The 24,945-nt window shown below is 34.7% G+C and carries 22 protein-coding genes; 13 read left to right on the forward strand and 9 right to left on the reverse strand.

The features are described 5' to 3' along the window. Window positions 1–166: 166 nt before the first annotated feature. Window positions 167–436: a hypothetical protein gene (locus ABI657_RS12120; RefSeq protein WP_348097527.1), complete on the forward strand. Its 270-nt coding sequence runs from the start codon at window positions 167–169 to the stop codon at window positions 434–436. Between the two features lie 84 nt (window positions 437–520). Here the strand turns inward: ABI657_RS12120 and ABI657_RS12125 are convergent, their stop codons facing one another. Together ABI657_RS12125 and ABI657_RS12130 are read right to left on the reverse strand one after the other, a co-directional pair. Continuing rightward, window positions 521–1,129 (reverse strand): IS3 family transposase, encoded by a 609-nt coding sequence (locus tag ABI657_RS12125; RefSeq protein ID WP_348097528.1) that lies wholly within the window; start codon window positions 1,127–1,129, stop codon window positions 521–523. A gap of 25 nt (window positions 1,130–1,154) precedes the next feature. Further along, window positions 1,155–2,312 carry an IS3 family transposase gene (locus ABI657_RS12130; protein WP_348097529.1) on the reverse strand — a complete coding sequence of 386 codons (1,158 nt, stop codon included), beginning with the start codon at window positions 2,310–2,312 and terminating at the stop codon, window positions 1,155–1,157. A 252-nt stretch (window positions 2,313–2,564) separates the two neighbouring features. On the opposite strand from ABI657_RS12130, the gene ABI657_RS12135 reads away from it, so the two are divergent. Then, window positions 2,565–3,287 (forward strand): Abi-alpha family protein, encoded by a 723-nt coding sequence (locus ABI657_RS12135; RefSeq protein ID WP_348097530.1) that lies wholly within the window; start codon window positions 2,565–2,567, stop codon window positions 3,285–3,287. Between the two features lie 625 nt (window positions 3,288–3,912). Here ABI657_RS12135 and ABI657_RS12140 read toward each other — a convergent pair. Further along, a complete protein-coding gene (locus ABI657_RS12140; protein WP_348097531.1) occupies window positions 3,913–4,875 on the reverse strand; it encodes a fasciclin domain-containing protein in 963 nt (320 codons plus the stop codon). A 563-nt stretch (window positions 4,876–5,438) separates the two neighbouring features. Between ABI657_RS12140 and ABI657_RS12145 the strand changes: the two genes are divergently transcribed. Further along, window positions 5,439–6,299: a protein-glutamine glutaminase family protein gene (locus ABI657_RS12145; RefSeq protein WP_348097532.1), complete on the forward strand. Its 861-nt coding sequence runs from the start codon at window positions 5,439–5,441 to the stop codon at window positions 6,297–6,299. Window positions 6,300–6,631: 332 nt separating this feature from the next. Continuing rightward, window positions 6,632–9,538: an FAD-linked oxidase C-terminal domain-containing protein gene (locus tag ABI657_RS12150; protein ID WP_348097533.1), complete on the forward strand. Its 2,907-nt coding sequence runs from the start codon at window positions 6,632–6,634 to the stop codon at window positions 9,536–9,538. 176 nt (window positions 9,539–9,714) lie between these two features. Here the strand turns inward: ABI657_RS12150 and ABI657_RS12155 are convergent, their stop codons facing one another. After that, on the reverse strand, window positions 9,715–10,872 hold the full coding sequence (locus ABI657_RS12155) for a Gfo/Idh/MocA family oxidoreductase (protein WP_348097534.1): 1,158 nt from the start codon (window positions 10,870–10,872) through the stop codon (window positions 9,715–9,717). An 84-nt stretch (window positions 10,873–10,956) separates the two neighbouring features. Next, window positions 10,957–12,111, reverse strand: coding sequence for a Gfo/Idh/MocA family oxidoreductase (locus ABI657_RS12160; RefSeq protein WP_348097535.1), 1,155 nt, complete (start codon window positions 12,109–12,111; stop codon window positions 10,957–10,959). A 417-nt stretch (window positions 12,112–12,528) separates the two neighbouring features. On the opposite strand from ABI657_RS12160, the gene ABI657_RS12165 reads away from it, so the two are divergent. Continuing rightward, entirely contained in the window at window positions 12,529–14,469 is a 1,941-nt protein-coding gene (locus ABI657_RS12165; protein ID WP_348097536.1) for an amino acid permease, read from the forward strand. Window positions 14,470–14,611: 142 nt separating this feature from the next. Here ABI657_RS12165 and ABI657_RS12170 read toward each other — a convergent pair whose 3' ends face one another. Then, window positions 14,612–15,814 carry an aminotransferase class I/II-fold pyridoxal phosphate-dependent enzyme gene (locus ABI657_RS12170; RefSeq protein WP_348097537.1) on the reverse strand — a complete coding sequence of 401 codons (1,203 nt, stop codon included), beginning with the start codon at window positions 15,812–15,814 and terminating at the stop codon, window positions 14,612–14,614. Window positions 15,815–16,179: 365 nt separating this feature from the next. Here ABI657_RS12170 and ABI657_RS12175 point away from each other — a divergent pair, with 365 nt between their 5' ends. From ABI657_RS12175 to ABI657_RS12195, 5 genes are all read left to right on the forward strand, one after another. Continuing rightward, window positions 16,180–16,635: an Lrp/AsnC family transcriptional regulator gene (locus ABI657_RS12175; RefSeq protein WP_133527175.1), complete on the forward strand. Its 456-nt coding sequence runs from the start codon at window positions 16,180–16,182 to the stop codon at window positions 16,633–16,635. Between the two features lie 82 nt (window positions 16,636–16,717). Next, window positions 16,718–16,963: a hypothetical protein gene (locus tag ABI657_RS12180; protein ID WP_348097538.1), complete on the forward strand. Its 246-nt coding sequence runs from the start codon at window positions 16,718–16,720 to the stop codon at window positions 16,961–16,963. After that, window positions 16,953–17,243: a type II toxin-antitoxin system RelE/ParE family toxin gene (locus ABI657_RS12185; RefSeq protein WP_348097539.1), complete on the forward strand. Its 291-nt coding sequence runs from the start codon at window positions 16,953–16,955 to the stop codon at window positions 17,241–17,243. The genes ABI657_RS12180 and ABI657_RS12185 overlap by 11 nt, the downstream gene beginning before the upstream one ends. A 233-nt stretch (window positions 17,244–17,476) precedes the next feature. Next, window positions 17,477–18,880, forward strand: coding sequence for a dihydrolipoyl dehydrogenase (lpdA, locus tag ABI657_RS12190; RefSeq protein WP_348097540.1), 1,404 nt, complete (start codon window positions 17,477–17,479; stop codon window positions 18,878–18,880). Window positions 18,881–19,039: 159 nt separating this feature from the next. Beyond that, window positions 19,040–19,579, forward strand: coding sequence for a lipocalin family protein (locus ABI657_RS12195; RefSeq protein ID WP_348097541.1), 540 nt, complete (start codon window positions 19,040–19,042; stop codon window positions 19,577–19,579). Window positions 19,580–19,635: 56 nt separating this feature from the next. Here the strand turns inward: ABI657_RS12195 and ABI657_RS12200 are convergent, their stop codons facing one another. Both ABI657_RS12200 and ABI657_RS12205 read right to left on the reverse strand, forming a co-directional pair. Next, window positions 19,636–20,010: a DoxX family membrane protein gene (locus ABI657_RS12200; RefSeq protein ID WP_348097542.1), complete on the reverse strand. Its 375-nt coding sequence runs from the start codon at window positions 20,008–20,010 to the stop codon at window positions 19,636–19,638. A gap of 204 nt (window positions 20,011–20,214) precedes the next feature. Next, complete coding sequence (locus ABI657_RS12205; RefSeq protein WP_348097543.1) at window positions 20,215–21,111, reverse strand: DUF4349 domain-containing protein; 897 nt, start codon at window positions 21,109–21,111, stop codon at window positions 20,215–20,217. A 217-nt stretch (window positions 21,112–21,328) separates the two neighbouring features. Between ABI657_RS12205 and ABI657_RS12210 the strand changes: the two genes are divergently transcribed. Genes ABI657_RS12210 through ABI657_RS12220 form a run of 3 tightly spaced genes read left to right on the forward strand, consistent with a single transcriptional unit; the run spans window position 21,329 to window position 24,174 of the window. After that, window positions 21,329–22,630 carry an anthranilate synthase component I family protein gene (locus ABI657_RS12210; RefSeq protein ID WP_348097544.1) on the forward strand — a complete coding sequence of 434 codons (1,302 nt, stop codon included), beginning with the start codon at window positions 21,329–21,331 and terminating at the stop codon, window positions 22,628–22,630. A gap of 26 nt (window positions 22,631–22,656) precedes the next feature. Further along, complete coding sequence (locus ABI657_RS12215; protein WP_348097545.1) at window positions 22,657–23,667, forward strand: dipeptide epimerase; 1,011 nt, start codon at window positions 22,657–22,659, stop codon at window positions 23,665–23,667. 42 nt (window positions 23,668–23,709) lie between these two features. After that, complete coding sequence (locus ABI657_RS12220) at window positions 23,710–24,174, forward strand: DUF1456 family protein (RefSeq protein ID WP_348097546.1); 465 nt, start codon at window positions 23,710–23,712, stop codon at window positions 24,172–24,174. 63 nt (window positions 24,175–24,237) lie between these two features. Here the strand turns inward: ABI657_RS12220 and ABI657_RS12225 are convergent, their stop codons facing one another. After that, window positions 24,238–24,942, reverse strand: a complete 705-nt coding sequence (locus ABI657_RS12225) for a LytTR family DNA-binding domain-containing protein (protein WP_348097547.1) — start codon at window positions 24,940–24,942, stop codon at window positions 24,238–24,240. Window positions 24,943–24,945: the final 3 nt, after the last annotated feature.

Raw genomic sequence — 24,945 nt, forward strand, 5'->3', positions numbered from 1 at the left:
ATAGTTTCTTGTAAAATTACTAATTTTAAGGTTTCGAACACTTATGATTTGCAATCCGTGCCCGCAAAGATTAGACACAATAAGTATATCAGGATTAGTTGATAGAGAGACATAGACTGACTATATTTTCGATAATCAATTAGGATAAAAAAATATTATCATCTGATTGAAAAATATTTTTCTTAAATTAGAGAAACAATTAAATTCAAAAAACATGAATACATCAAAAATAATAGGAATAATTCTGATCGTTATTAGTCTCGCTGTCGGGTATATAGGAATCAACAAAATAGCTGATAATACAAAAGAAATTAATTTATTAGGACTAAAAATTGACGCCTCCAACGAATCCGGTAAGGAAAAGGGATATCTTTATTTAGGTCTGGCCGTGATTTTACTTGCAGGCGGAGTTTACACAGTTAATAAATCAAAATAAAGTGTAGTGGGCAGGTATTGTAAATATTGTATGAAGATGTAAACAATTGAATCTTTATGCTAGTCGAAAGGAGCAAATGTTTTTTTAAGTTCTTGTTTTATTCTTTTTCACAGAAACATATAGATTTAACTCCCTCATATAAATAAGTACTGTATTTGAAGATAATTGATATCCGGATTTTTGAAGTTCAGCTGTGATACGCCTGGAACCGTAACGCTTTTTGGATGCTATAAATATCCTTGTAATTTCTTCTTTAACCGTTATTTTCCATTTTTGTCGTTCAGAAACATATTCATATTTCCATTTATTATAGCTGCCTAAGTTTACACCAAGAGTTTTGCACATCAGATAACTGGAGTATTTGTCTTCATTTTCTGTTATGTACTGAAATGTAGAAAGAGATTTATTTTGAAGATAATCAGCTGCTCCTTTAATAATTTCAAATTGTGTATTTAATTTTTTAATTTTTATTTTAAGATCAAAAATCTTTTTGTCATCAGTACTTAATTTGCCTTTGCCATAGTCAGAAAAACTTTCCGGACCATGTATTATAAAGTTCTTGCGCCAATTAAATAATGAGTGGCTTGTGATATTAAATTTTTGAGCTACTTCAGCTATTGTTCCTTTTTCGAAACTTAGCATGACAGCTTTCATTTTTAAATCGTGGCTATAACTATTTTTATTTTCTTTCATAAGTAAAGACTATCGTTTTGGAAAATTAATTTTCCGCATTAAATTCCTCAATAGATTTATAATCGAGCGCTGAATGTCTTCTTTTTTTGTTGTACCAGTTTTCTATATAATCCTTTATTTCCATTCGCATTTCTGTTGGTGCTAGTAATCTTCCTTGCATATGTATTAACTCTCTTTTCAGCGAATTAAAAAAGCTTTCAGAAACAGCATTATCAATACTGTTAGCTTTGCGGCTCATGCTTCGGACACATTTGTATTTATCAAGAGTAGATGTGAATAGTTTGTTGGCATACTGCACTCCTCTGTCTGAGTGGAATAATAGGCCATCCTTAACTTTGCGGTTTTTTACTGCCATTCTAAAGGCGGGCAAGCTAGTGGTTTTTGTAGATAATGCAGAACCGATGTTCCAGCCTACTACTTTTCGGTCATATAAATCGATAATGACAGTGAGATACAAAAACCTTTTGTCAATCTGGATATACGTAATGTCCGAAACCCAAACATTAGAAGGCTTATCTGTTTTAAACTGCCTGTTCAGAATGTTGGGCGACGTGTACAAATTGTGCTTTGAATCAGTAGTTATTTTGAATTTCTTTTTGACTTTGCTTCTAAGTTTCAGCTGTTTCATATAAAATGAAACCTGCCCTTCAGATATTTGAAATCCCTGTTTGCGCAGTTCTCTTGTGATTCTGATGCATCCGTAATGTTGATTAAATTCATAAAATACGGAAGTTATTGTCTCTTTAAGCAATCTGACACGGGCTTCACTTTTTGAAGTAGGCTGTTTCGTCCATAAATTGTAAGTTGAAGTTGAAGCTCCCAAAACCTCGCACATAATACCAATAGGATATTTTTTTTTATTTTCATTGATAAAGTTGTAAAGCGCATCTTTGCCCTGGGGTTTAAATTTTATGCCTTTTTTCAGTATTTCCAATCTTAACTGTGATTCTGAAAGTTCTTTTTCTAATTCAAAAATCTTCTTGTCTTCATAGTAAACTCTTTTTCTGCCTTTGCCGGGAAAACTTCCATTCCCGAATTTCCTATAGACTGCGCGCCATTTAGAAAGTAATTTTGGAGAGATATCAAGTTCTATGGAAGTGTCAATAACATTTTTTCTGTTATAACTTAACAAAACGGCATTTTCTTTAAAATCAGGGGTATAACGTCTCATTTTTTTCGCCATATTATGAGTGTTTGAGTTCTCGGCTAAGCTATTAAAAATCATATTGAAAATACTCTGTAATTTTACTATACTTTTTTGCTAAAAGAGTACATCAAATAGAATTACATCTAATGGTTTGTAAAAATTTATTTATACATTCGTAAATAATATTGTATGCAGTGATCAGACATATCTACCCTAAAATAGGATGGCTTTGCGTGATTTTGTCATACATATAAATGAGTTGGCAGATATTTTGACAAAAACGAAAGTATGATGGAAGATGAAATAAAGAGTTTAATTCCTATTGACAAAGTGTATGAAGATGCTTTAAGTCCTGCAATGAAGCAAATTGGAAAATCGCTCGAAAGTGTTGCGAAAACTTCAAGATTTTTACTTGCTCCATTTGAGTATTTATCGAAGCAACACGATAGATGGGAAAAATACTTGGAAAAAGTCTCAGAAAAAGTTGACAAGGAAAACTTAATCGAAGGTCATCCTCAAATTGTAATTCCAACATTAGAAGGTTTAAGTTTAACATATGAAAATACTTTGTTAAGCGAATTATTTGTTAATCTTTTAGCAATTTCTATTGACAAATCTAAACAAGATTTGGCTCATCCAGCATTTCCAAGTATAATCAAACAGTTAAGTAGAGATGAAGCAGTAATATTGTTTTATCTCAAACAGAAAAGTTATAAATTGAAACAAAAATCAGATTATAATGAAGAATTAAACTCTTTTACAAATCAAGAAATACTTTTGGAAGAATTCCCAATAGAAAAACTCGATTTTCCACAAAATTTTTGGATGAATATGAATCATTTAAATAGTTTAAATCTTGCAGTAACTTGGCAAGTTGGTCAGCAAGAAGTAATTTATGACACAATAACACAAAAACAAACGGGAGTATTTATAAATAGCGAAAGAAGATTAATGGAATTTGGTGAATTGTTTGCGAATGCTTGTATACCGAATGAGTTTATCGAACTATAAAGACATCTGCCAACCATCATTTGGTTATGGTGGGATTAGGCTTAATTTGAAGATGGTTTTGTACTTGTGAAATTAGTCATTAATCGAAGATTACACTTGTTTAATCCGCCACATCGCCAAGCGACCAAACGTTAGGCAACATTAATTCACGAAATCAGAGAGTCTACTTAAAATGAAAAGAAAACATACAAATTAAAAAATGTTTTTGATAATTATTGTTTTCAACAATTTGCTTTTTATCCATAATTCTGATGGAAATGTTTCTGCAGAAAAGATTAGCGATAAAATTCAAACACATTGTTTTGAAAATTTTAAACCTTTTATCCAACAAAACGCGTTATAAAACGAATTGCCCTAGCCCTGATGGGAGGGAAAATCCTTTTGTGCCGGGGTTCGGCATAAAAGATTGGAAGGACAGCAGGAAATAGCTCCTGAAATTCCAAATTGATTCATTCCTTAGCTTGGAAAGATCGCATCATGCATATTACGTTGATTCTAAGGAACTTCAATTATCGGTTTCAATTCATATCGCTATTAAATAGCTGTAAAAAATAAAAAGCTCCTTATGAAAAGGAGCTTTTTTGTTAAACAAATAAAATTAACTGAACCAAAATTAAATAGTTTATTAAAAAGTAGGCAATAGAACTTTATCCAATACGTGGATGATTCCATTAGAACATTGCACATCAGTGGCTACAATATTGCTGTTTCTGTTACTAACATCCAACAAACGGGTAGGCGTAAATTTTACTGTTACGTTTTGTCCCGAAAATGTGGTAATAACCTGGTCGTTTGTCAGTTGTGCCGCTTGAACATTCGCTCCTGTAACCACATGATATTTTAACGTTTTTTCTAAAACAGCCGCTGGAATATCAGCTAATCCTGTATAGCCAGTTTCGGTTAAAAATGCGCCAAAAGCTGCATTTGTTGGTGCAAATACAGTAAATGGGGAATTAGCTGTTCCGGATAATGTTGCTGCAAAACCAGATGCCGGATTGTACGTTAATGCTGCTACCAAAGTGGTGAAATTTGGGTTTGCTTTAGCATGATCAACAATAGTTGGAAGACCAATTACAGCATCTACACTATGAATAACCCCATTTGACGCTATGATGTTAGGCGTGATTACTTTTGCAACGCCATTTAACTTTACTCCGGATGAAAGGTCTACAAACATACTAAGCGTATTGGTTGCAGAGGCTCCTCCTTTTGCAAGTGTTTTAATATAACCCGTCGTTAAATCCGTAGATTTTACGTTACCAGACACTACATGATTTAGTAAAATTTGCTTTAATACATCCGTTGGTACCTCATTAATGGTAGCATAAGGAGTAGTTTTTAAAAAAGCTGTGAAGGCAGCGTTTGTAGGGGCAAAAACAGTAAATGGTCCCGCGCCTTTAAGCGTTAAGGCCAGGTCAGCTTTTGTTAAGGCTTCCACTAAAATCGAGAAATCCTTATTTTGGGATGCAATACCTGTTATGGTAGTGTCTGCAACAGCAGGATTGTCGTCATCGTTATTACACGATGTAATTAATGATGTAAAGAAAATAAGAAATAATACTTTTTTAATAATCGATAAATTTTTCATTTTTTGTTGTTTAATGTTGATAAAATCGTTTTTATTGGGAGAATGAAGTTAATAATTAATTTTCTATTTTGTTTAATATATTTTAAAAAATGTTAAACATTATTTTCTATTTGTGTTTTTAAATTTAAATGCTTTTTTGTTCTATTGTCCGTTTTATAAGGGTTATAATAGGCTATTGTGACCTATTATTTTATATTTTTTTGTTTATATTTTTATTAATTTATATTAACAAAATATTTAGAAAAACAGCAAGAAAGCTTTTTTTAAATTGCAATTATTAGGTACAGTACCGATTACTAATTATTTAATTAGTTACAATTTCAAATCTGAATTATTTAGGAATTAGTAATATTCGTCTATAAAATTAGAAGATAGTAATTCCTGATTTAGATAATTGTGGAATCCTTAAAACCACATCGTTACTTCATAATTTTTTTTTCAGAAAGAATTCTTCCCACAACAAATTCGTTAACTTTACTTGGCAGCAAAACTTAGAATTCATTATTTAAAACAATCAGACTATCAAAAGGCATCCTCTTTTAACACCGCGAAAAGCTTCTGTATTGAACTTAGATACAGCAAATGCTTTATTTGCAGAAATTATAAAATCAGGACTTCCTTTTGGTTATCAGCAGGCGAACTGCCATAATATTTCGCATTACATCAAATTGTTATTAGAATCTAAAGGATACCAATGTGCCAAAATCTGGGCCTTTGCGCCGGTAGTGTATTCGATGACGAGTTCGCGATTGATTTCGTTTGCCGATAAAAAGAATATTTCGCCAACCGGAAAAATAGACTGGGGTTATCACGTGGCTCCGGTACTACAAGTCAGAATTGGAAATAAAGTCCGCAAAATGGTGATCGATCCGGGATTGTTTCCTAAAAGCCCTGTGCGTTACAGAACCTGGCTTGCGAAACTAAAAACCCGAAATATCATTTATTTGATCATGGACTCCGAATGGTATTTGTACAATTCGTCTATGATTCCGAATTCGGAATTTCACAGCAAGTCGAATGAATTGTCAGACGAAGATCCGCCCAACATTGAACTGCCCGAATGGTTTTCGGATAAATTAGTTACGGACTTTTTCAAGTATGAAGAAGACGCTCTGGAAGGAAATTGGATTCCACACGGACTGGCGGTAAACGAAACTGCAATGGCTTTTTATAATGCCGAAATAAAACCGATTCTGAATTCCAACAGACATCAGGATTTAGTGGCTGATTACAAAATGATGGTGGGGAATGTCTTTAATTTTGAAACTGTTTTTAGAGACCATAATTCGAATGATGAAATGACGACTGAATTTCAAACTAAACATCAGGATATCATAGCCCAATACCGCGAAATTTATTTGTCTAATTTTAATAAATGGAAAGAAGCTATGGCGTTTTTAAATTCGGTCATAAACAAATCGTGATGGTTTTTGTTCATTCTAACACGTCTTATAAACCAAAAGTCCTAGCCCTGATGGGAGGGAAAATCCTTTTGTGCCGGGGTTCGGCATAAAAGATTGGAAGGACAGCAGGAAAAGCTTCTGATCAATGTCAAAAGGCAATATCAATGACAATGTCAACTTCAAAAAATCAATTGCAATTCTAAAAAACCAAATTTCAAAAGCTTCAATTGGTCCTGAAATGAAATTATCACAAAAAAAGCGTTGAACCTTTGTTGCTGTGTAACTCAGAACCTAAAAAAAAGTATTTTTGTAACTCAGAACACAATCCGTTTTAGGCCATAAATTCAGCTATAATGTCATTAATTAAAGAGTTACAACAATTATCAGCATCATTAGAAGGAACACTTTTATACGATGATCTTCATAAAACGCTTTATTCGACCGATGCTTCGGTGTACCGGATCAAACCAAAAGCGGTTGCCGTGCCTAAAACGATAGCAGATATCAGTAAAGTGATTCGGTTTGCGGCGGAGCACCATATTTCGATTACGCCAAGAACAGCCGGAACTTCACTTGCCGGACAAACAGTTGGCGACGGAATTGTGGTGGATGTTTCGAAGAACTTTACCAAAATCCTGAATTTCGACCCGATTAAAAAAACCGTTACCGTACAACCCGGTGTGATTCGCGACGAACTGAATTTATTTTTGAGATCTCATAACGTGTTTTTCGGACCGAATACTTCGACATCCAACCGCTGTATGATTGGTGGAATGGTGGGCAATAATTCTTCAGGGACAACTTCGATTCGCTATGGCGTGACGCGCGATAAAATTGTGGAAATTAAAGCGATTTTGAGCGATGGGTCGGATGTGGTTTTTAAGGAACTGACTTCGGCGGAATTTATCGAAAGAACCAAAGGCGATACGTTAGAAAATAAAATTTACAAAAGCATTTTTGAGGAGCTTTCCGTTAAAGCAACTCAGGATGAAATTATAAAAGAATTTCCGAAACCGGAGATTCACAGAAGAAATACAGGTTATGCAGTTGATATTTTATTGAAATCGGATTTGTTTGGCGGAACTGAACCAACCATAAATCTCGGAAAATTACTTTGCGGAAGTGAAGGAACGCTGGCTTTTACAACTGAAATTACCTTAAAAACAGACAATTTGCCGCCCGTTCATAATATTATGGTGGTGGCGCATTATCATAGTATTCAGGAATCGCTGGAATCTGTTGTGGTGGCGATGAAACATCATTTGTACACTTGCGAAATGATCGATGACACGATTCTGGATTGTACCAAAACCAATCGCGAACATGTAAAAAACAGGTTCTTTTTGCAGGGCGAACCTAAGGCGATTATGATGTTTGAAGTGGCTTCGCACGATCCGGAAGATGCCGAAAATCAGGCCAATGCTTTGGTGGCTGATTTAGAAAAAAATAATTTTGGTTACGCACTCGTAAAAATTTACGGAGCGGATATTGAAAAGGTAAACGAATTGAGAAAAGCCGGTCTCGGACTTTTGGGAAGTATAGTAGGTGACGACAAAGCAGCCGATTCTATTGAGGATACTGCGGTTGAATTGAGTGATTTACCGGCTTACATTGCGGAGTTTTCAGCGATGATGCTGCGTCACGGACAAGGCGCCATTTATTACGCACACGCCGGAGCGGGGGAACTGCATCTGCGTCCGGTTTTGAACTTGAAGAAAACTTCTGACCTTAAGTTATTCAGAACCATTGCGACCGATGTGGCAATTTTGGTGAAGAAATACAGAGGTTCGCTAAGCGGGGAACACGGCGACGGAATTGTGCGCGGCGAATTTATTCCGTTTATGATTGGCGAGATGAATTATGAATTGTTGAAAAGAATTAAATTGGCATTTGACCCGAATTCGGTTTTGAATATCGGTAAGATTGTTAATGCCTTAAAAATGGACGAAAACCACCGTGTTGTTTCGGGAAGAGACGAACCGGATATTAAAACGTTTCAGGATTTCTCAGACAGTTTAGGGATTCTGCGTGCTGCCGAAAAATGTAACGGATCGGGGGATTGCCGAAAATTGCCATCGGCAGGAGGAGCAATGTGTCCGAGTTATCGTGCGACCAAAAATGAAAAAGAAACCACGCGCGCGAGAGCGAATGCGCTGCGTGAATATTTGACGTATTCTGAGAAAGAAAATAAATTTGACCAGAAAGAATTATACGAAGTTTTTGAGTTGTGCGTAAGCTGTAAAGCCTGCGCCAGCGAATGTCCTAGTAATGTGGATGTGGCGACTTTAAAAGCAGAGTTTTTATACCAATATCAAAAAGCAAATGGATTCTCGACCCGAAACAAGATTTTTGCACATAATGCAAAACTCAATAAAATGGGAAGTTTGTTTCCGTCGATTACGAATTTTATTTCGAATCAGGCTTTCGTTAAGAATAGTATGGGAATTGCGCCGGAAAGAAAGGTGCCGTTACTGGCCAAAAAGACTTTTAGAAAATGGTTTCAAAAATATAAACCTTCAGCTACGGATTTCCCAAGTGGAAGACTTTATTTGTTTGTAGATGAATTTACCAATTATTATGATGTGAATATCGGAATCGATGCTTTCGAACTATTAACTAAATTAGGATATCAGGTTTTGGTGATCGACCATGAAGAAAGCGGAAGAGCGTATTTGTCTAAAGGATTTCTGGAAGAAGCCAAGAAAATCGCCAATCATAATGTCAATGTTTTTAAAGATCTGGTTTTAGGAAATGCTCCTTTGGTTGGAATAGAACCTTCGGCTATTTTGACTTTCAGGGATGAATATCTTCGCCTGGCGGATGATAAAGAAACGGCTGAAAAAATTTCGCATGATACGTTTACCATCGAAGAATTCTTTAAAAAAGAAATTATCGACGGTAAAATAACACCGGATTCCTTTTCTGAAGAAAAAAAAGAAATCAAGATTCACGGGCATTGCCACCAAAAGGCATTGAGTTCTGTAGAAGCGACTTTTATAATGCTGAATTTGCCTAAAAACAATGTGGTTACGATTTATAATTCGGGTTGCTGCGGAATGGCGGGATCTTTCGGCTACGAAAAAGAACATTATCAGGTAAGTATGCAAATGGGAGAGGACACTTTATTCCCAAAAGTTAGAAATACCGCAGAAAACGTAAAAATAGCTGCCGCAGGTACTAGTTGCCGCCATCAGATTTATGATGGAACAAGTCGGGAAGCACAGCATCCGGTTAGTATTTTGAGAAGCTGTTTGAAGTGATTTTAGACTTAGATTTTTTGTCTCACGCAGATTTGGCAGATTGAGCAGATTTTAAATAATAAATCTGCTTAAAACTTTTTTAAATCTGCGTGAAAAAAAAATAATTCAGAATGTTGCAAAAACTTTGTGAATTTCTTTCTTAGTGGAACTTCTTTGCGAGCCTTCGTGAAACAACTCTATTTTATTGCAACTTTCTTTTCCGTTTCGGCAGCTTTGTAAATTGCATTGATGACTTTAATATCTTTTAATCCTTCTTCTCCGGTAATATGGTTGGGGAGTTTTTTGTTTTCCAGTAATAATTTAGAAATTTCATCCATTTGCGTTTGCTGTTGGTTGATAACAGGGAATTTCAATGGTCCGTTGGATGATTTTCCTTCAAATGGTCCATAGCTCAAAGCCGGACTTAATTCAAACGAACCTTCATCTGCGGAAGCGTACAATCTGTCAATATCGTAATTAACAGAAGTATTACAATTTGCCACGGCACCGCTCTGGAATTCCATTTGCCAGGAGATACTTTCTTCTGTTTCAGAAAAAATTTGTTTGTTATATACAGTTCCAAATTGCGCAGTAACAGCTATGGGTTCTTCTCCCAAAATATAACGGCTCGCCTGAATACAATATACTCCTAAATCCATTAATGGTCCACCTCCTGATAATTTTTTGTTAAGTCTCCATTCGTTTCGGTCACTTAAATTGACAGTGCTTTTTGTGTCAAGCGGATCATGTATTTTGTAACCAAGAGAAGCTTCTATAAAACGGACTTGACCAAAAACTTTTTCCTGTCCCAATCGCTTTATTTCTAAATGTGTTGGTTCATAATGCAAACGATAACCAATCGCCAATTGCACTTTATTATCGGCGCAGACTTTTATCATTTGTTCGCAATCCTGAACAGAAATCGCCATAGGTTTCTCTGTAATTACATGTTTGCCGGCTTTTGCTGAGCGAATTACAAATTCTTTGTGCAATCCGTTTGGCGTGACCACATAAACCAAATCAATATCCTTGTTTTTTACTATTTCATCGAAGTTTTCATAATTATAGATATTCTTCTCAGGAATATCATACTTACTTTTCCATTTTTCAGCTTTTGAGGGCGTTCCTGTAACTATCCCCGTAAGTTTGCAATATTCAGAAAGCTGAATGCCTTCAGCCAGCATTGAAGCATAATTGCCAAGGCCACACAAGGCAATATTTAATTTTTTCCCAGTGTATGGAATTTTATTCAATTCCGGAGCCGATAAAAACGAAGGAAGAGTTGTTACAATCATTGAAGCACCAACTCCCATCCCAAATTTATTTACAAATGAACGTCTTGAAATTTTCGCCATAATTTTACCTTTAAATTAAGTGTAATTTATAAGTAAACTATTTCTGTAAAATGTTACAATGTAGAGGTTGTAAAATGTTTCTGATTAACTTAATAAAACTTTCTTTCCCGTCTCAGCAGCTTTATAGATAGCATTAATAACCTTAATATCTTTCAGTCCTTCTTCTCCAGTAATGTGGACAGGGAGTTTTTTGTTTTCCAGCAATAATTTAGAGATTTCATCTAATTGTTTCTGCTGTTGTTTAATTGGGGCGAATTTTATAGGTCCATTTGTTGATTTTCCTTCATAAGGACCGTAGCTTAAGCCCGGACTTAATTCAAAAGAACCTGCATCTGCAGCTGCATAAGTCCTGTCAATATTGTAACCGACGGAGCTGTTGCAATTTGCCATTGCGCCACTCGGAAATACCATTTGCCAGGAGATACTTTCTTCTGTTTCAGAAAATCTTTTTTTATCGTTTACAGTTCCAAATTGAGCCGTAACCGAAATAGGTTCTTCACCTAAAATATAACGGCATGCCTGAATACAATAAATGCCTAAGTCCATTAATGGGCCGCCACCGGATAATTTTTTGTTTAATCTCCAGTGCGCAGGATTATTGACATCAACAGGAGGTTTTGCAATGGTATCATAAGTTTTATATCCAAGGGATGATTCTATATATCGTACTTGTCCAAAGACTTTTTCCTGTCCTAATCTTTTAATTTCTAAATGGGTTGGTTCATAATGCAGACGATAGCCAACAGCTAATTGTACACTGTTGTCGTTGCAGGCTTTTATCATCTCTTCGCAGTCTTTAACCGTAATCGCCATTGGTTTTTCGGTAATGACATGTTTTCCTGCTTTGGCAGATCGGACAACAAACTCTTTGTGCAGACTATTAGGAAGGATAACATACACCATATCAATATCCTTGTTTTTTACTATTTCATCGAAATTTTGATAGTTATAAATATTTTTTTCCGGGATATTGTACTGCTCTTTCCATTGAATCGCTTTTGCAGGAGTTCCGGTAACAATACCCGCCAGATTGCAATATTCTGAGCCCTGCATAGATTCTGCAACCCTTTTAGCATAAATTCCTAAACCGCATAAGGCAATATTTATTTTTTTACCGGTATAAGGAATTGCGGTTTTTTCTGTTTCAACCATGAAAGAAGGCAGCGTTGTCATAATAACAGAAGCGCCAACGCCCATGCCGAATTTATTCACAAAGGAACGTCTTGAAATATTTTTCATAAAATTTATCTTTAAATTAAATACTATTATCGTAAAGTTTTTTGGAAATATGGCATTTATAGCTCGTTATAAAATGCACATCAGGAAAGAAATAGCTGCAGGATGAAATGAGCAATAAAAACATTTTTTATATTAGGTAAATTCGGCAGTATAAAAACAAATTTAAAAAAATCTATTGGAATCTTTTTGATCTATTGAAAAATAAACGGTGAGAATCTATTTAATTTGTGAAAAAACGGATTCTCAAATCCTGTCAATCAAAGAATCGAAATTTGTTACATTTATAGAATTTCTTAGTAAAAAACATTCACATAAACAAAATCGTTTTATATATTTGATTTCAGGATAATTTTTGCATTATTTGCAAAATAAAAGCGTAAAGTCTGAAATATATTAATTTTAAAAGCAGAACAACATATGGCGTTATCAGGTTTATTCCGCAAGAAAACAGTACAGGATATTTTGAAGCAGGTTGCCAAGAACGAAGCTGATGGACATAATGCATTAGGAAAACATTTAACAACAAGAGATTTAACTGCTTTTGGGATCGCAGCTATTGTAGGTGCGGGTATTTTTAGTACGATTGGAAAAGCCAGTGCCGATGGCGGACCAGCCGTGATATTTTTGTTTTTATTTACTGCATTGGCTTGTGGTTTTGCCGCTTTTGCCTATGCCGAATTTGCGTCAATGGTTCCAGTTTCAGGAAGCGCTTACACGTATTCGTATGTTGCTTTTGGGGAATTGATTGCCTGGATAATCGGTTGGGCTCTTATTATGGAATATGCCGTTGGAAATATAACGGTCGCAATCTCCTGGAGTGATTATTTTACAGGATTACTCCAGAGTGGCGGAATTCATCTTCCGCAATGGATTCAGATGGATTATTTAACAGCATCCAACGGATTTAAAGATGCTACAGCTCTAATGCAGGGAGGAAAAACATACGAAAACTTAGATGCCGGATTACAATCAGCTTATACAGCCTGGACAACAGCGCCAACATTAGGATCTTTTCATTTTGTGGCCGATTTACCGGCCTTATTTATCATTGTTTTAATTACGGCTCTGGTTTATAGAGGAATGAAAGAATCCCGTAACGCCAGTAATATAATGGTAGTCGTTAAACTGTGTATTGTACTTTTAGTGATAGCAGTAGGAATATTTTATGTAGATACAGCCAATTGGGATCCGTTTGCACCTAATGGGGCAACGGGAGTTTTAAAAGGCGTTTCAGCCGTTTTCTTTGCTTATATTGGTTTTGATGCAATCTCTACAACGGCTGAAGAATGTAAAAATCCGCAGCGTGATTTACCACGCGGCATGATGTGGGCGATTATAATCTGTACTATTTTATATATTGCTATTGCCTTGGTTTTAACCGGAATGGTGCGTTATAATGAATTGAATGTTGGTGATCCTTTGGCATTTGTTTTCGATAAACTAGACTTAAAATGGATGTCCGGAATTATTGCGGTAAGTGCCGTAGTAGCAATGGCAAGCGTTTTACTGGTTTTCCAGATGGGACAGCCTCGTATCTGGATGAGCATGAGCCGTGACGGTTTATTGCCAAAGAAATTTTCTACCGTTCATCCAAAATTCAAAACGCCCTCTTTTGCAACCATCGTAACCGGTTTTGTAGTAGCGGTTCCGGCTTTGTTTTTGAACCTGACAATGGTAACCGATTTATGCAGTATCGGAACTTTATTTGCCTTTGTACTGGTTTGCGCCGGAGTTTTGGTATTGCAGAATAAAACGGATATTCCAAGAGGAAAATTCAAAACACCGTATGTAAATTCTAAATATATATTGCCGGTTTTAATTATAATCGGATTGTATTATGCATTTGCTTTTAATACTAAAGCTACAATTGGTTTTATTAGTAATGAGGCACAAATTAACGATGCAACGACAATTATCACTTCTCTGGATAAGGAAGAATCTGCAAAGGTTTTTAATTATTTGCAAAGTAAAGATGTTCAGAATAAAACGGCAGAATCTTCTGACTTAGAACATTTACTCGGTCAATATCAGGATGACAATGCAAAATATGCTGCCGTTGTAAAAGACTTGCCAATTGACAATTCTCTGAAATACGAATCAGGTTTCAGTTTATTCAAACATAAAATTCCAATGTGGATCTTCTTATTTGTCTTAGTTGGATTAACAATTTGGTCATTCAGACAAAATTTATCTTTGATCCCGCTTTTAGGATTGATCTGCTGTCTGTACATGATGGCCGAATTGAGCGTCTGGAACTGGATTTACTTCATCATCTGGTTATTAATAGGATTGTTTATTTATTTTACATATAGTAGAAAGAATAGTAAATTGAACTTTCCTGCAGAGGGTAAAAGTTAAAAGTTAGAAGTTAAAAAGCTATATGTTGAAAAGCCGTTCTGAAAATTAATTCAGAACGGCTTTATTATTTTCACAGATATAATTGATTAAATAACTTAGCGATCCTCTGCGAAAAAACTCTGCGTATCTCCGCGAAATAAAACTACAAAATCCCTAACTCCACCATACAAGCCTTCATCATCTCATAAGTACGCTGAATATCATTATCCAAACCAATCGAGAACCGGATCAAACCATCTGTCAATCCCATTTCAGCTTGTTCTTCTAACGGAATTTCACTAGAAGTAGAAGTTCCGGGAGCGCTGAATAATGTTTTATAAAATCCTAAACTCACTGCCAAATAGCCTAAATTTCTGGCCTGCATCAACTCCATCAATTCATTGGCTTTAGCTAATGTTCCAACGTCAATCGTCATCATTCCTCCGAAACCATATTCCGGATTAATCATTGTTTTATACAATTCATGGCTCGGGTGACTTTTTAATCCCGGATAAACCGTTTTTAAACCATCCGCTTCAAATTGATCCGCCAGAAAGTGAGCGTTATGGCTGTGTTGTTTAATTCTGATATGAAGTGTGCGCAGATTTTTCATCACAGAAGCCGAACGTAAACTATCCATCGTTGGGCCTAAAAGCATGCTGGCTCCGGAGTTTACATTTTTCAAAGCATTAATAAATTCCTTCGATGCGCACGTTACGCCACCAACTGTATCACTGCTTCCGTTAATGTATTTTGTTAGACTATGAATCACGATATCGGCACCTAATTTAGCCGGAGAAACCGATAAGGGCGAAAACGTATTATCAACCACCAATTTCAAATTATGCTTTTTGGCAATTTTTGCCAATCCTGCAATATCAGCCACCTCCAACAACGGATTGCTTACCGTTTCGCAATACAAAACTTTCGTTTTTGGTGTAATGGCAGCTTCCACAACATCCAGTTTTGTAATAGCAACAAAGCTCGTTTCAATACCAAATCTAGGTGCGAAATTCTTCAAGAAAGCATACGTTCCGCCATAAATAGTCCGGCTCGAAACAATGTGATCGCCCGCATTGCAAAGCTGCAACAAAGTAGGCGTAATCGCTCCCATTCCGGAAGCCGAAACATTCGCCGTTTCCGTTCCTTCCATCGCTGCCAAAGCCTGATCGAGATACAAATTACTTGGCGATGAATGGCGGGAATACAAATAGCACCCTTCCATATTTCCTTCAAAAGTATCAAACATCGTTTTGGCCGAAAGAAATGTATAAGTAGAGGAATCAGAAATCGAGGGATTCACACCGCCAAATTCCCCAAAGTATTGCAAATCCTGAATTTTATCTGCCGGGTTAAAGTTTTTCATTTTTTATGTCATTGCGAGGAAAGAAGCACTCGAGCGCCAGCGAACTGAGCGTAAGCTAATCTCATCCTCAAGATTAATATTATTCTTTAGAAGCTATTCCTGCTATCCGTTGCAATCTTTTGTGCCAAACCCCGGCACAAAAGGATTTCCACTTCTATCAGGGCTAGGGCATTCGTTTTCAAAAGAAAATCCATTCAAAATAACGCTTTAATAGAAAATTAATCAATGATGTTTCTGATAATTAGATTTTAAAACTATTAATCTAATCTTATAAAGATTATTAATCTAAATTTGCTGTATGAATTCGAAATTAATAGTTTTTCTTTCATCAACTAACAACCATCAACCACAAACCATCAACTAAAATGACTTTAGACGCCACAGATAAAAAACTCCTGGTTTTATTACAAACCGACAGTAAAAAAACAACCAAGGAATTGTCCTTAAAACTCAATCTTTCGGTAACAGCTGTTTATGAAAGAATCAAAAAATTAGAGCGTGAAGGCATTATCAAAAACTATGTAGCATTAGTTGATAAATCAAAAATCGAAAAAGGATTTGTGGTTTTCTGTCACTTAAAACTCATTCAGCACACCAAAGAATTCCTAACCAAATTTGAAAGCGAAGTCATTAAACTTAACGAAGTTTTAGAATGCCATCACGTAAGCGGTGATTACGATTACATTTTAAAAGTCTTAGTAAAAGATATGGAAGCGTATAGAGAATTCTTGGTTACCAAGCTCACAACCTTGCAACATATCGGTAGTACACAAAGTACTTTTATGATTAGCGAAGTGAAAAATTCTACAGTTATTTTTTAAAAGACTTAAAGAGACAAACATTTTCAGAATCATTCTTTCCATGCAAAAATAAAAGTATTAAATTTGAATTAAATACAATAATATGGAAACGAAGGAACTAAGGCATAAACTAATAAAGGATTTTGGAAAATTCATTGAAGACGATTCCAAATTAGAAATTTTAGAAAGTGTTTTTGATGCCATAAATCACGATGAAAAAAAATCAATAGTTTATGATTCGCATTATGATTTGGTTGCTGAAGAAAGAGAAAAATATATTTCTGGAGAAAATCAGTCAGGTTCTTGGGAAGAAGTAGAAAAACGTCTGAATGCTAAATATGGTTTTTAAAATCATTATTTTACCATTAGCAGAAAAAGAAATTGACGAATCTATTGAGTTTTATGAAAGCAGAAGTAAAGGTTTGGGAAAGCAATTTCTAACGTATTTGAAATCTTATCTAACAGTCTTAAAAGCAAATCCAGAATTATTTGAAATTACAAAAGAGCCATTATATCGCGAAATGACCTTGGTAAAATTTCCATTTGTTATTATTTATGAAATTATTCAAAATGAAGTAATTATTCATTCTGTTTTTCATACTTCAAAAAATCCTCTCAGAAAGCCTTGAGTTTTCTTTCCAATAGTCAAAAATTAGCGAATTTTCGTTTATTAAATTTTTTAGATTTTGTAAAGCCGATTTATCAGTTTCAGTAAAATTCAATTTCATTACGCATAAAATCAAAAAGGAATCACTTTGTTTTTAATAATTGTAGAAATCATAACAAAAAACCTTAAACTTTAAACTTTAAACAAAACTTTATTCCTTAATTTTGTATCGCTAAAAATAAAAATTTACAAACTATGAGTTCATTTGACGTAGTCATTATAGGTTCAGGCCCTGGCGGATATGTATCAGCAATTCGTTGCGCACAATTAGGTTTCAAAACAGCAATTGTAGAAAAGTATAATTCTTTGGGCGGAACTTGCCTTAACGTAGGTTGTATTCCTTCAAAAGCATTGCTTTCTTCTTCTCATCATTATGCAGAAATTGCTCATTTCGCAGATCATGGAATCGAAGTTTCCGGAGATGTGAAAATTAATTTAGAGAAAATGATTGCGCGCAAACAAGCAGTTGTAGATCAAACCGTAGGTGGAATCAACTACTTGATGGACAAAAATAAAATCACTGTTTTCAATGGTTTAGGTTCTTTCGTAGATGCAACGCACATCGCAGTTGCAAAAGAAGACGGAACTTCTGAAACGATTGAAGCAAAATATATTGTGATTGCTACAGGTTCAAAACCATCTTCTTTACCATTTATTAAAATTGATAAGGAAAGAATTATCACTTCTACAGAAGCTTTGGAATTAAAAGAAGTTCCAAAACATTTAGTAATTATTGGTGGTGGCGTTATCGGAATCGAACTGGGACAAGTTTACCTTCGTTTAGGAGCGCAGGTTTCTGTAGTAGAATTCATGGACAGAATTATTCCGGGAATGGATGGTGCTTTGTCTAAAGAATTAACCAAAGTATTGAAAAAACAAGGAATGAAATTCTACGTTTCCCACAAAGTAAAATCGGTTGAAAGAAATGGCGATGCTGTTGTAGTTCAGGCTGAAAATGCAAAAGGAGAAACCATCACGCTGGAAGGAGATTATTCATTAGTTTCTGTTGGCCGTCGCCCTTACACAGACGGATTGAATGCTGACAAAGCCGGAGTAAAAATTTCAGACAGAGGACAGGTTGAAGTAAATGATCATTTACAAACTAATGTTCCAAATATTTACGCAATTGGAGATGTTGTTCGTGGCGCAATGTTAGCACACAAAGCAGAAGAAGAAGGCACTATGGTTGCTGAAATCTTAGCAGGTCAAAAACCGCATATCGATTATAACTTAATTCCTGGTGTCGTTTATACCTGGCCGGAAGTCGCTGCAGTTGGACAAACGGAAGAGCAGGTAAAAGCTTCCGGAACAGAATATAAAGTAGGAAGTTTTCCTTTTAAAGCGTTAGGTCGTGCAAGAGCAAGCGGAGATTTAGACGGATTCGTAAAAATCATTGCTGATGCTAAAACGGATGAGGTTTTAGGAGTTCATATGATTGGAGCACGTACAGCAGATTTAATTGCTGAGGCAGTTACAGCAATGGAATTTAAAGCTTCTGCTGAAGATATTTCAAGAATGAGCCATGCGCATCCAACTTTCGCAGAAGCGGTAAAAGAGGCAGCATTGGCAGCAACAGAGAACAGAGCAATACACGTATAAAAGTATTTACTCCAATTATATTTAAGCCCGTCATATTTATTTATGGCGGGCTTTTTTTAAACAAATTTAATCGTTAAAAATATAAACCAAAAGAAAAATTTTGTAACTTAGAAGAACAATCAGGATGTTATCTTTACTTATACAAGAAAATACAACATCATGAAAAATAGATATATAGCTCCTGTTGCAATTGGAGTCGGAATTGCTTTTCTGCTTTATTCGTGCGGTGCAACGATTCCAAAAAAGGCAACTGCTGTACAGAACTTTAATAAATCTAAATACTTGGGAAAATGGTACGAAATTGCCAGATTAGATTTTAAGTATGAAAAAGGTTTGAATAATGTCACGGCAGAATATTCGCTAAACGACAACGGAACTATAAAAGTTGATAATAAGGGCTATAATGTCAAAAAAGACAAATGGGAACAGAGCATCGGGAAAGCCAAGTTCGTCACAAAAGACAATGTTGGTATGCTAAAAGTCTCATTTTTTGGTCCTTTTTATTCCGGTTACAATGTACTTGCAATCGATCCTGATTACAAATATGCACTTGTTTCAGGTGAAAGCTTACAATATTTGTGGCTACTGTCGAGAGCAACTTCTATTCCGGAAAACATCAAATTAGATTACCTTAGAAAAGCTCAGGAAATAGGGTATGATACGTCTGAACTTGTTTTGGTAAAACACGACAGAAATTAAAAGCAAAAACCCGACATTATTAAGTGTCGGGTTTTTTATGTTTGAGTACAATTAAATTATGCTCTGAAAACACTTCTGTAATTATCCCAGTATCTGTAAATTAAAAATAAATTAGCAAGGAATAACAATACTGCAATTGGCAAACCTTCAGGAGCCAGGAAGTAATTGATGAACAGAATATTCACTGTAATAGGCAAAATCAAAATATTGGCTAATGTGACATAACGTCCCGTTATAAAAGCAATTCCACAAAGCAATTCTATTGATTTCGCCAGTGGTATTAAATAAGTGGAAGCCATCAGACCAACATTAAAGGCTTTGAAATTTCCTGTAGTTTCTTGTTCTGGCATTAAATGGAAAAAATAACTGATAGAGGCAAAAAGCAATAAAATGCCAATTAAAACACGGACAACAATAGTAGCAATTTTCATAATAATAGATTTTAAGGGTTGAAAAAAATATAATTTATGTGATGATAAATCGTATGTCTGCAATTCTCTATAAAATGAAATTCTGCATTGATCGTTGGTTTATTGAGAATTTTATAATTTACAAGGCTTAATATTCTGATTATCTTAATGCTATATCAAATATAATGAATTTTTATTTATTTAATTCTGTTTTAATTACACTTCTTATTTCTTTAGATATTTATTATAAAGGAAATAACTTCCTAAGCCTATTAAAATAAATGGCCAGAGATTTAGTAAAAAAACAAAGATTGCCTCAAGTATGTACCAGCCACTTTTTAAAGAATCAATAACCTGAATTCCAAGATTAGGTTTATAAGCATTACTGTCTTTTTCGCTTGCCGTGATTTCCTGTTTAATGGTTTCTTTCTGGTAAAGCTGTAATGTTATGGTGCTGAAATTGATCTGATCCTGTAAAGACAGATTTTCGATTTTGCTATTATCGTTGGCTTCTTTTTGATTGGCAAGCGTATTTTCCGCTTCCATAATATCATTTATTTTTTTGCCTTTATTATCAATTGCATTTTCCACTCTTTTTTCATTAGTGCTGCTTCTTTTTTGAGAAAGCTGGTTAGATAATAATTTCAACGAAACATCATCAGCTTTTATAATCCTGAAATCCAGAAAATCAATTTGTTTTGCTATTGTTTTGATTACCGTATCCAGTTGGGTGTTGGGTACACGAATGGTCATGTTGTTTTCCACTACATATTTGGTAGTTTCTAAAGTGCTGTCCTGACTGATTTTTGTCTTAATCTGATCTTGTATGGTACTTTGCAGATTGGTATAAGTTACATAACCTCCGAATTTTTGTGTGGCATTTTCAATTGCATAAGTTGATTTTGCGACATTCCTGACCTTAAATTTGATATCCGCAGTTCGGATAAATTTTTGTTTACTGTCTTTTTTTTCTACAGCCGCCGATGATGAAACAGCAGTAGTGTCAGCTGTGTTTTGGTAATCTGCTGTTGCTTCGCCTGTAGCGGTATCCGCTTTTTTACAGGAAAATAGTAATGCGATAACTACTAGTGTTGTCAAACCTAATTTTGCAATTGTTTTCATAAAGTTTTTTAAAATTGATTAATGAATAAATATTTACACTATGTAAATATGATTTTGTTCTTGAAAAAAGAAAGAGTAATTTTAAATCAATAACAGGAAAAGTTTTAGTAATTAGTATTAATCCGATATACTAAAAAGCGTGCCAATAATTTTTCAGGATTGTTTTATCGAAGGATTTTTTTTTGTTGTAATTTTGAAGTCTAAAATCCATTTATTTTTGAGAGTTTCCATTCATAAACATATTCCAAATCCGGAGCAGTTCAAACAGCAGCTTTTAAATTGGTCACAACAATTTCGTGAGATTGTTTTTCTGGATAGCAATTCCTATCCGCAGGAATATTCCAGTTTTGATTGTTTAATGGCTGTTGACGCTTTTACATCTTTAAAAACAGATTATCATAATGCTTTTGAAGATTTAAAACAATATCAGCAAACGACTAAAGACTGGCTTTTTGGATACTTTTCTTATGATTTAAAAAATGACACAGAACCTTTAAGTTCATCAAATTTTGATGGATTGGAATTCCCGGATTTATTTTTCTTTCAGCCGAAAAAAATATTTTTATTAAAAGAAAACCAACTCGAAATTAAATATTTATTACTGTGTGATGATGAGGTTGAAACAGATTTTGAAGAAATTACAGAGAATAAATGGGACGCTTTTGAGAGTTTAAGCGAAATAAAAATACAGCAGCGTGTTTCAAAAGAATTATACATTCAAAAAGTAACAAAAATGCTGGAACACATTCACGCAGGTGATATGTACGAAGCCAATTTTTGTATGGAATTTTTTGCAGAAAATGCCATTATCAATCCGTTGGAGAAATTTCAAAAACTGAATGAGATTTCAAAAGCACCATTTTCGGTTTTCTTTAAAAATAACAAACACTTTTTACTGTCTGCTTCACCTGAACGTTATCTGAAAAAAGTAGGTGACACGATTATTTCTCAACCCATAAAAGGTACTTCAAAACGATTTTCAGATGCAAAAGAAGATGAAAAGTCCAAACAAGATCTGGAAAGCGATGCAAAAGAACGTGCTGAAAACATTATGATAACCGATTTAGTTAGGAATGATTTGTCTCACACAGCACAAAAAGGATCAGTTGAGGTAGTTGAACTTTGCAAGATTTATTCTTTTTTGCAGGTACATCAGATGATTTCTACAGTAACATCAAAATTAGATCGTCAATATTCACCAATTGATGTTTTAAAAACGACTTTTCCAATGGGAAGTATGACAGGAGCGCCAAAGATTTCAGTTATGAAAATCATAGAAGATTTGGAGGCAACCAAACGCGGTCTTTACAGTGGGGCAGTTGGGTATTTTACTCCGGACGGTGATTTTGACTTTAATGTTGTGATACGAAGTATTTTATATAATCAGGAAAATGAGTATATTTCGTTTTCTGTTGGAAGTGCAATTACCGCGCAGTCTGTTCCGGAAAAAGAATACGAGGAATGTTTACTAAAGTCGAAAGCAATGTCTGAAGTTTTAAAGTCTTCCGGCATTATTTGAAAAAAATATTTAAAAAGTGTTTTTATATGAAGTTAATCTTAAGGTCCTATAATCTAAAATTAAAACACACTTTTAGAATTTCAAGAAAAACTATTGATTTTCAGCCTTCTTTAATTGTAGAATTACAGGAAGACGGAATTTCCGGTTTTGGAGAAGCTACTTCAAATCCCTATTATAATATTTCGATAGCAATACTGCAAAATGATATTGAAAAATTCCGAACACTTATTGAAACAGCTTTAAATGAAACTCCTGAAGATTTTTGGCTTAAAATCAGTCCGTTTTTTCAGAATAACCCTTTTGCTTTATGTGCGTTAGATAATGCTTACAACGATTTATACGCCCGTAAAAAAGGCAAAAAATTATATGAATTATGGAATTATGAGGTTACTCATAATCCATTGACCAATTACACTATCGGAATTGACACTGTCGAAAATATGGTTAGGAAGATGAAAGAATTTCCTTGGCCGATTTACAAAATAAAACTCGGAACTCCCGAAGATATTGCCATTGTAACCGAATTGCGAAAGCACAGCGATTCGATTTTCAGGGTGGATGCCAATTGTGCCTGGACGGTTGAGGAAACGTTATCAAATGCCAAAATCCTGAAAAATTTAGGTGTCGAATTTATAGAACAGCCTTTAAAAGCCAATGACTGGGAAGGACAAAGACAAGTCTTTAAAAACTCAGTTTTGCCTATTATGGCTGATGAAAGCTGTATTGCTGAAGACGACATTGCTAAATGTTATAATCATTTTCATGGAGTCAATATAAAATTGATGAAATGCGGCGGAATAACACCTGGCAGGAGAATGATTGCCGAAGCTAAAAAATTAGGCTTAAAAACGATGGTAGGCTGCATGACGGAATCAACGGTTGGGATTTCGGCAATTGCACATTTACTGCCGGAACTGGATTATGTAGATATGGATGGGGCTTTGTTATTAGCAGAAGATATTGCCAGTGGTATAACCATCAAAAACGGCAAAACATATTATCCTGAAAGAACCGGGACAGGAGTAATTTTGTTCTGATATTTACTTCTAAAATAATGTACCTTTGTAAAAAATTAAACGATGACAAATAACGATATCTTAAAAAAACTTCGCGTGGCTTTAATGCTCCGTGATGATCAAATAGTTGAAATTTTAGAGTTAGTAGATTTTAGAATTACAAAATCAGAATTAGGTGCTTTTTTCAGAGCTGAAGATCATGAAAATTATATGGAATGTGGCGATCAGGTTTTGCGTAATTTTCTTAATGGACTGGTAATTCATTTAAGAGGGACAAAAGAAAATCCTAAAAATCCGAATACAGTTTTAGCCAAACACAAAGCAGAAATTCCAAAGAAAGAAAGTACAAAAGAAAGACCGGAATTCAAAGCGAGTCCAAAAGACACTGAAAAAGGAAGAGGGGATCAAAAGCCGTCAAAGCCTGGTTCTGGTGCTAAAAAACCTAAAAAGAAAGAATTTCCAAAAGGCAATGGAAAAACATCTGTTGTAGAAAAGGTAGTTTATAAAAACGGTAAAAACAAAAAATAACAAAGCTGCATTGTTGTTTATCTGTCAAATACAAAAAATCCTAAGTGAAAACTTAGGATTTTTTTATATCTTATTTTGATCAATCTGTTTAAAGAAATCATCTTTAAAAGTAGCTCCAACCGGCAGTTCTTTGGTGTTTATAAAAACAGAAAAACTATCTGTAGAGTCTATCTGTTTTAAAGCCACAACATAGGATTTATGAATTTGGATAAAATCAGTTGAAGGCAGGGATTCAATTACATTTTTTAATGACGAATGTGTTATAATCTGCTGTTTTGAAGTATGAATGCAAACGTAATTCTGCAGGCTTTCAATGTACAGGATATCGTTTAAAAGCACTTTTTGAAACTTATTTTTTCCGTCTGTTTTTATAAAAATAAATTCAGTTGAATTGGTATTTACAATTTCCGTTTTAACCTCAGAATTTAGTTTTGAAACGGCCTGATAAAATCTTTCAAAAGCAATTGGTTTCAATAAATAATCGACTGCATTTAACTCAAAACCTTCCAAGGCAAAATCCGGATAAGCGGTTGTAAAAATAACTTTTACATCTTTTGAAATAATTCTGGAGAGTTGTAATCCGGTTAATTGCGGCATTTGGATATCCAGAAAAATAACATCTGTTTTGTTGGAATTCAGGAATTCTAATGCTTTTAGTGAATCGTTAAAAATTCCAACTTCTTCCAAAAAAGACACTTTCTCAACATAGTTTTTTAAAATACGGGTTGCAGGTGGTTCGTCATCAACAATTATACATTTAAAGCTCATAAA

The sequence above is a fragment of the Flavobacterium sp. genome, from assembly GCF_039930565.1.
In the GTDB taxonomy this organism is placed as follows: domain Bacteria; phylum Bacteroidota; class Bacteroidia; order Flavobacteriales; family Flavobacteriaceae; genus Flavobacterium.

Excerpts from the sequence above, each read along its gene's own strand:
- ABI657_RS12125 (WP_348097528.1), bottom strand. The coding sequence starts at position 1,129 with ATGAAAGAAAATAAAAATAGTTATAGCCACGATTTAAAAATGAAAGCT.
- ABI657_RS12130 (WP_348097529.1), bottom strand. The coding sequence starts at position 2,312 with ATGGCGAAAAAAATGAGACGTTATACCCCTGATTTTAAAGAAAATGCC.
- ABI657_RS12135 (WP_348097530.1), top strand. The coding sequence starts at position 2,565 with ATGATGGAAGATGAAATAAAGAGTTTAATTCCTATTGACAAAGTGTAT.
- ABI657_RS12140 (WP_348097531.1), bottom strand. The coding sequence starts at position 4,875 with ATGAAAAATTTATCGATTATTAAAAAAGTATTATTTCTTATTTTCTTT.
- ABI657_RS12150 (WP_348097533.1), top strand. The coding sequence starts at position 6,632 with ATGTCATTAATTAAAGAGTTACAACAATTATCAGCATCATTAGAAGGA.
- ABI657_RS12155 (WP_348097534.1), bottom strand. The coding sequence starts at position 10,872 with ATGGCGAAAATTTCAAGACGTTCATTTGTAAATAAATTTGGGATGGGA.
- ABI657_RS12160 (WP_348097535.1), bottom strand. The coding sequence starts at position 12,111 with ATGAAAAATATTTCAAGACGTTCCTTTGTGAATAAATTCGGCATGGGC.
- ABI657_RS12165 (WP_348097536.1), top strand. The coding sequence starts at position 12,529 with ATGGCGTTATCAGGTTTATTCCGCAAGAAAACAGTACAGGATATTTTG.
- ABI657_RS12170 (WP_348097537.1), bottom strand. The coding sequence starts at position 15,814 with ATGAAAAACTTTAACCCGGCAGATAAAATTCAGGATTTGCAATACTTT.
- ABI657_RS12175 (WP_133527175.1), top strand. The coding sequence starts at position 16,180 with ATGACTTTAGACGCCACAGATAAAAAACTCCTGGTTTTATTACAAACC.
- ABI657_RS12180 (WP_348097538.1), top strand. The coding sequence starts at position 16,718 with ATGGAAACGAAGGAACTAAGGCATAAACTAATAAAGGATTTTGGAAAA.
- ABI657_RS12185 (WP_348097539.1), top strand. The coding sequence starts at position 16,953 with ATGGTTTTTAAAATCATTATTTTACCATTAGCAGAAAAAGAAATTGAC.
- lpdA (WP_348097540.1), top strand. The coding sequence starts at position 17,477 with ATGAGTTCATTTGACGTAGTCATTATAGGTTCAGGCCCTGGCGGATAT.
- ABI657_RS12195 (WP_348097541.1), top strand. The coding sequence starts at position 19,040 with ATGAAAAATAGATATATAGCTCCTGTTGCAATTGGAGTCGGAATTGCT.
- ABI657_RS12200 (WP_348097542.1), bottom strand. The coding sequence starts at position 20,010 with ATGAAAATTGCTACTATTGTTGTCCGTGTTTTAATTGGCATTTTATTG.
- ABI657_RS12205 (WP_348097543.1), bottom strand. The coding sequence starts at position 21,111 with ATGAAAACAATTGCAAAATTAGGTTTGACAACACTAGTAGTTATCGCA.
- ABI657_RS12215 (WP_348097545.1), top strand. The coding sequence starts at position 22,657 with ATGAAGTTAATCTTAAGGTCCTATAATCTAAAATTAAAACACACTTTT.
- ABI657_RS12220 (WP_348097546.1), top strand. The coding sequence starts at position 23,710 with ATGACAAATAACGATATCTTAAAAAAACTTCGCGTGGCTTTAATGCTC.
- ABI657_RS12225 (WP_348097547.1), bottom strand. The coding sequence starts at position 24,942 with ATGAGCTTTAAATGTATAATTGTTGATGACGAACCACCTGCAACCCGT.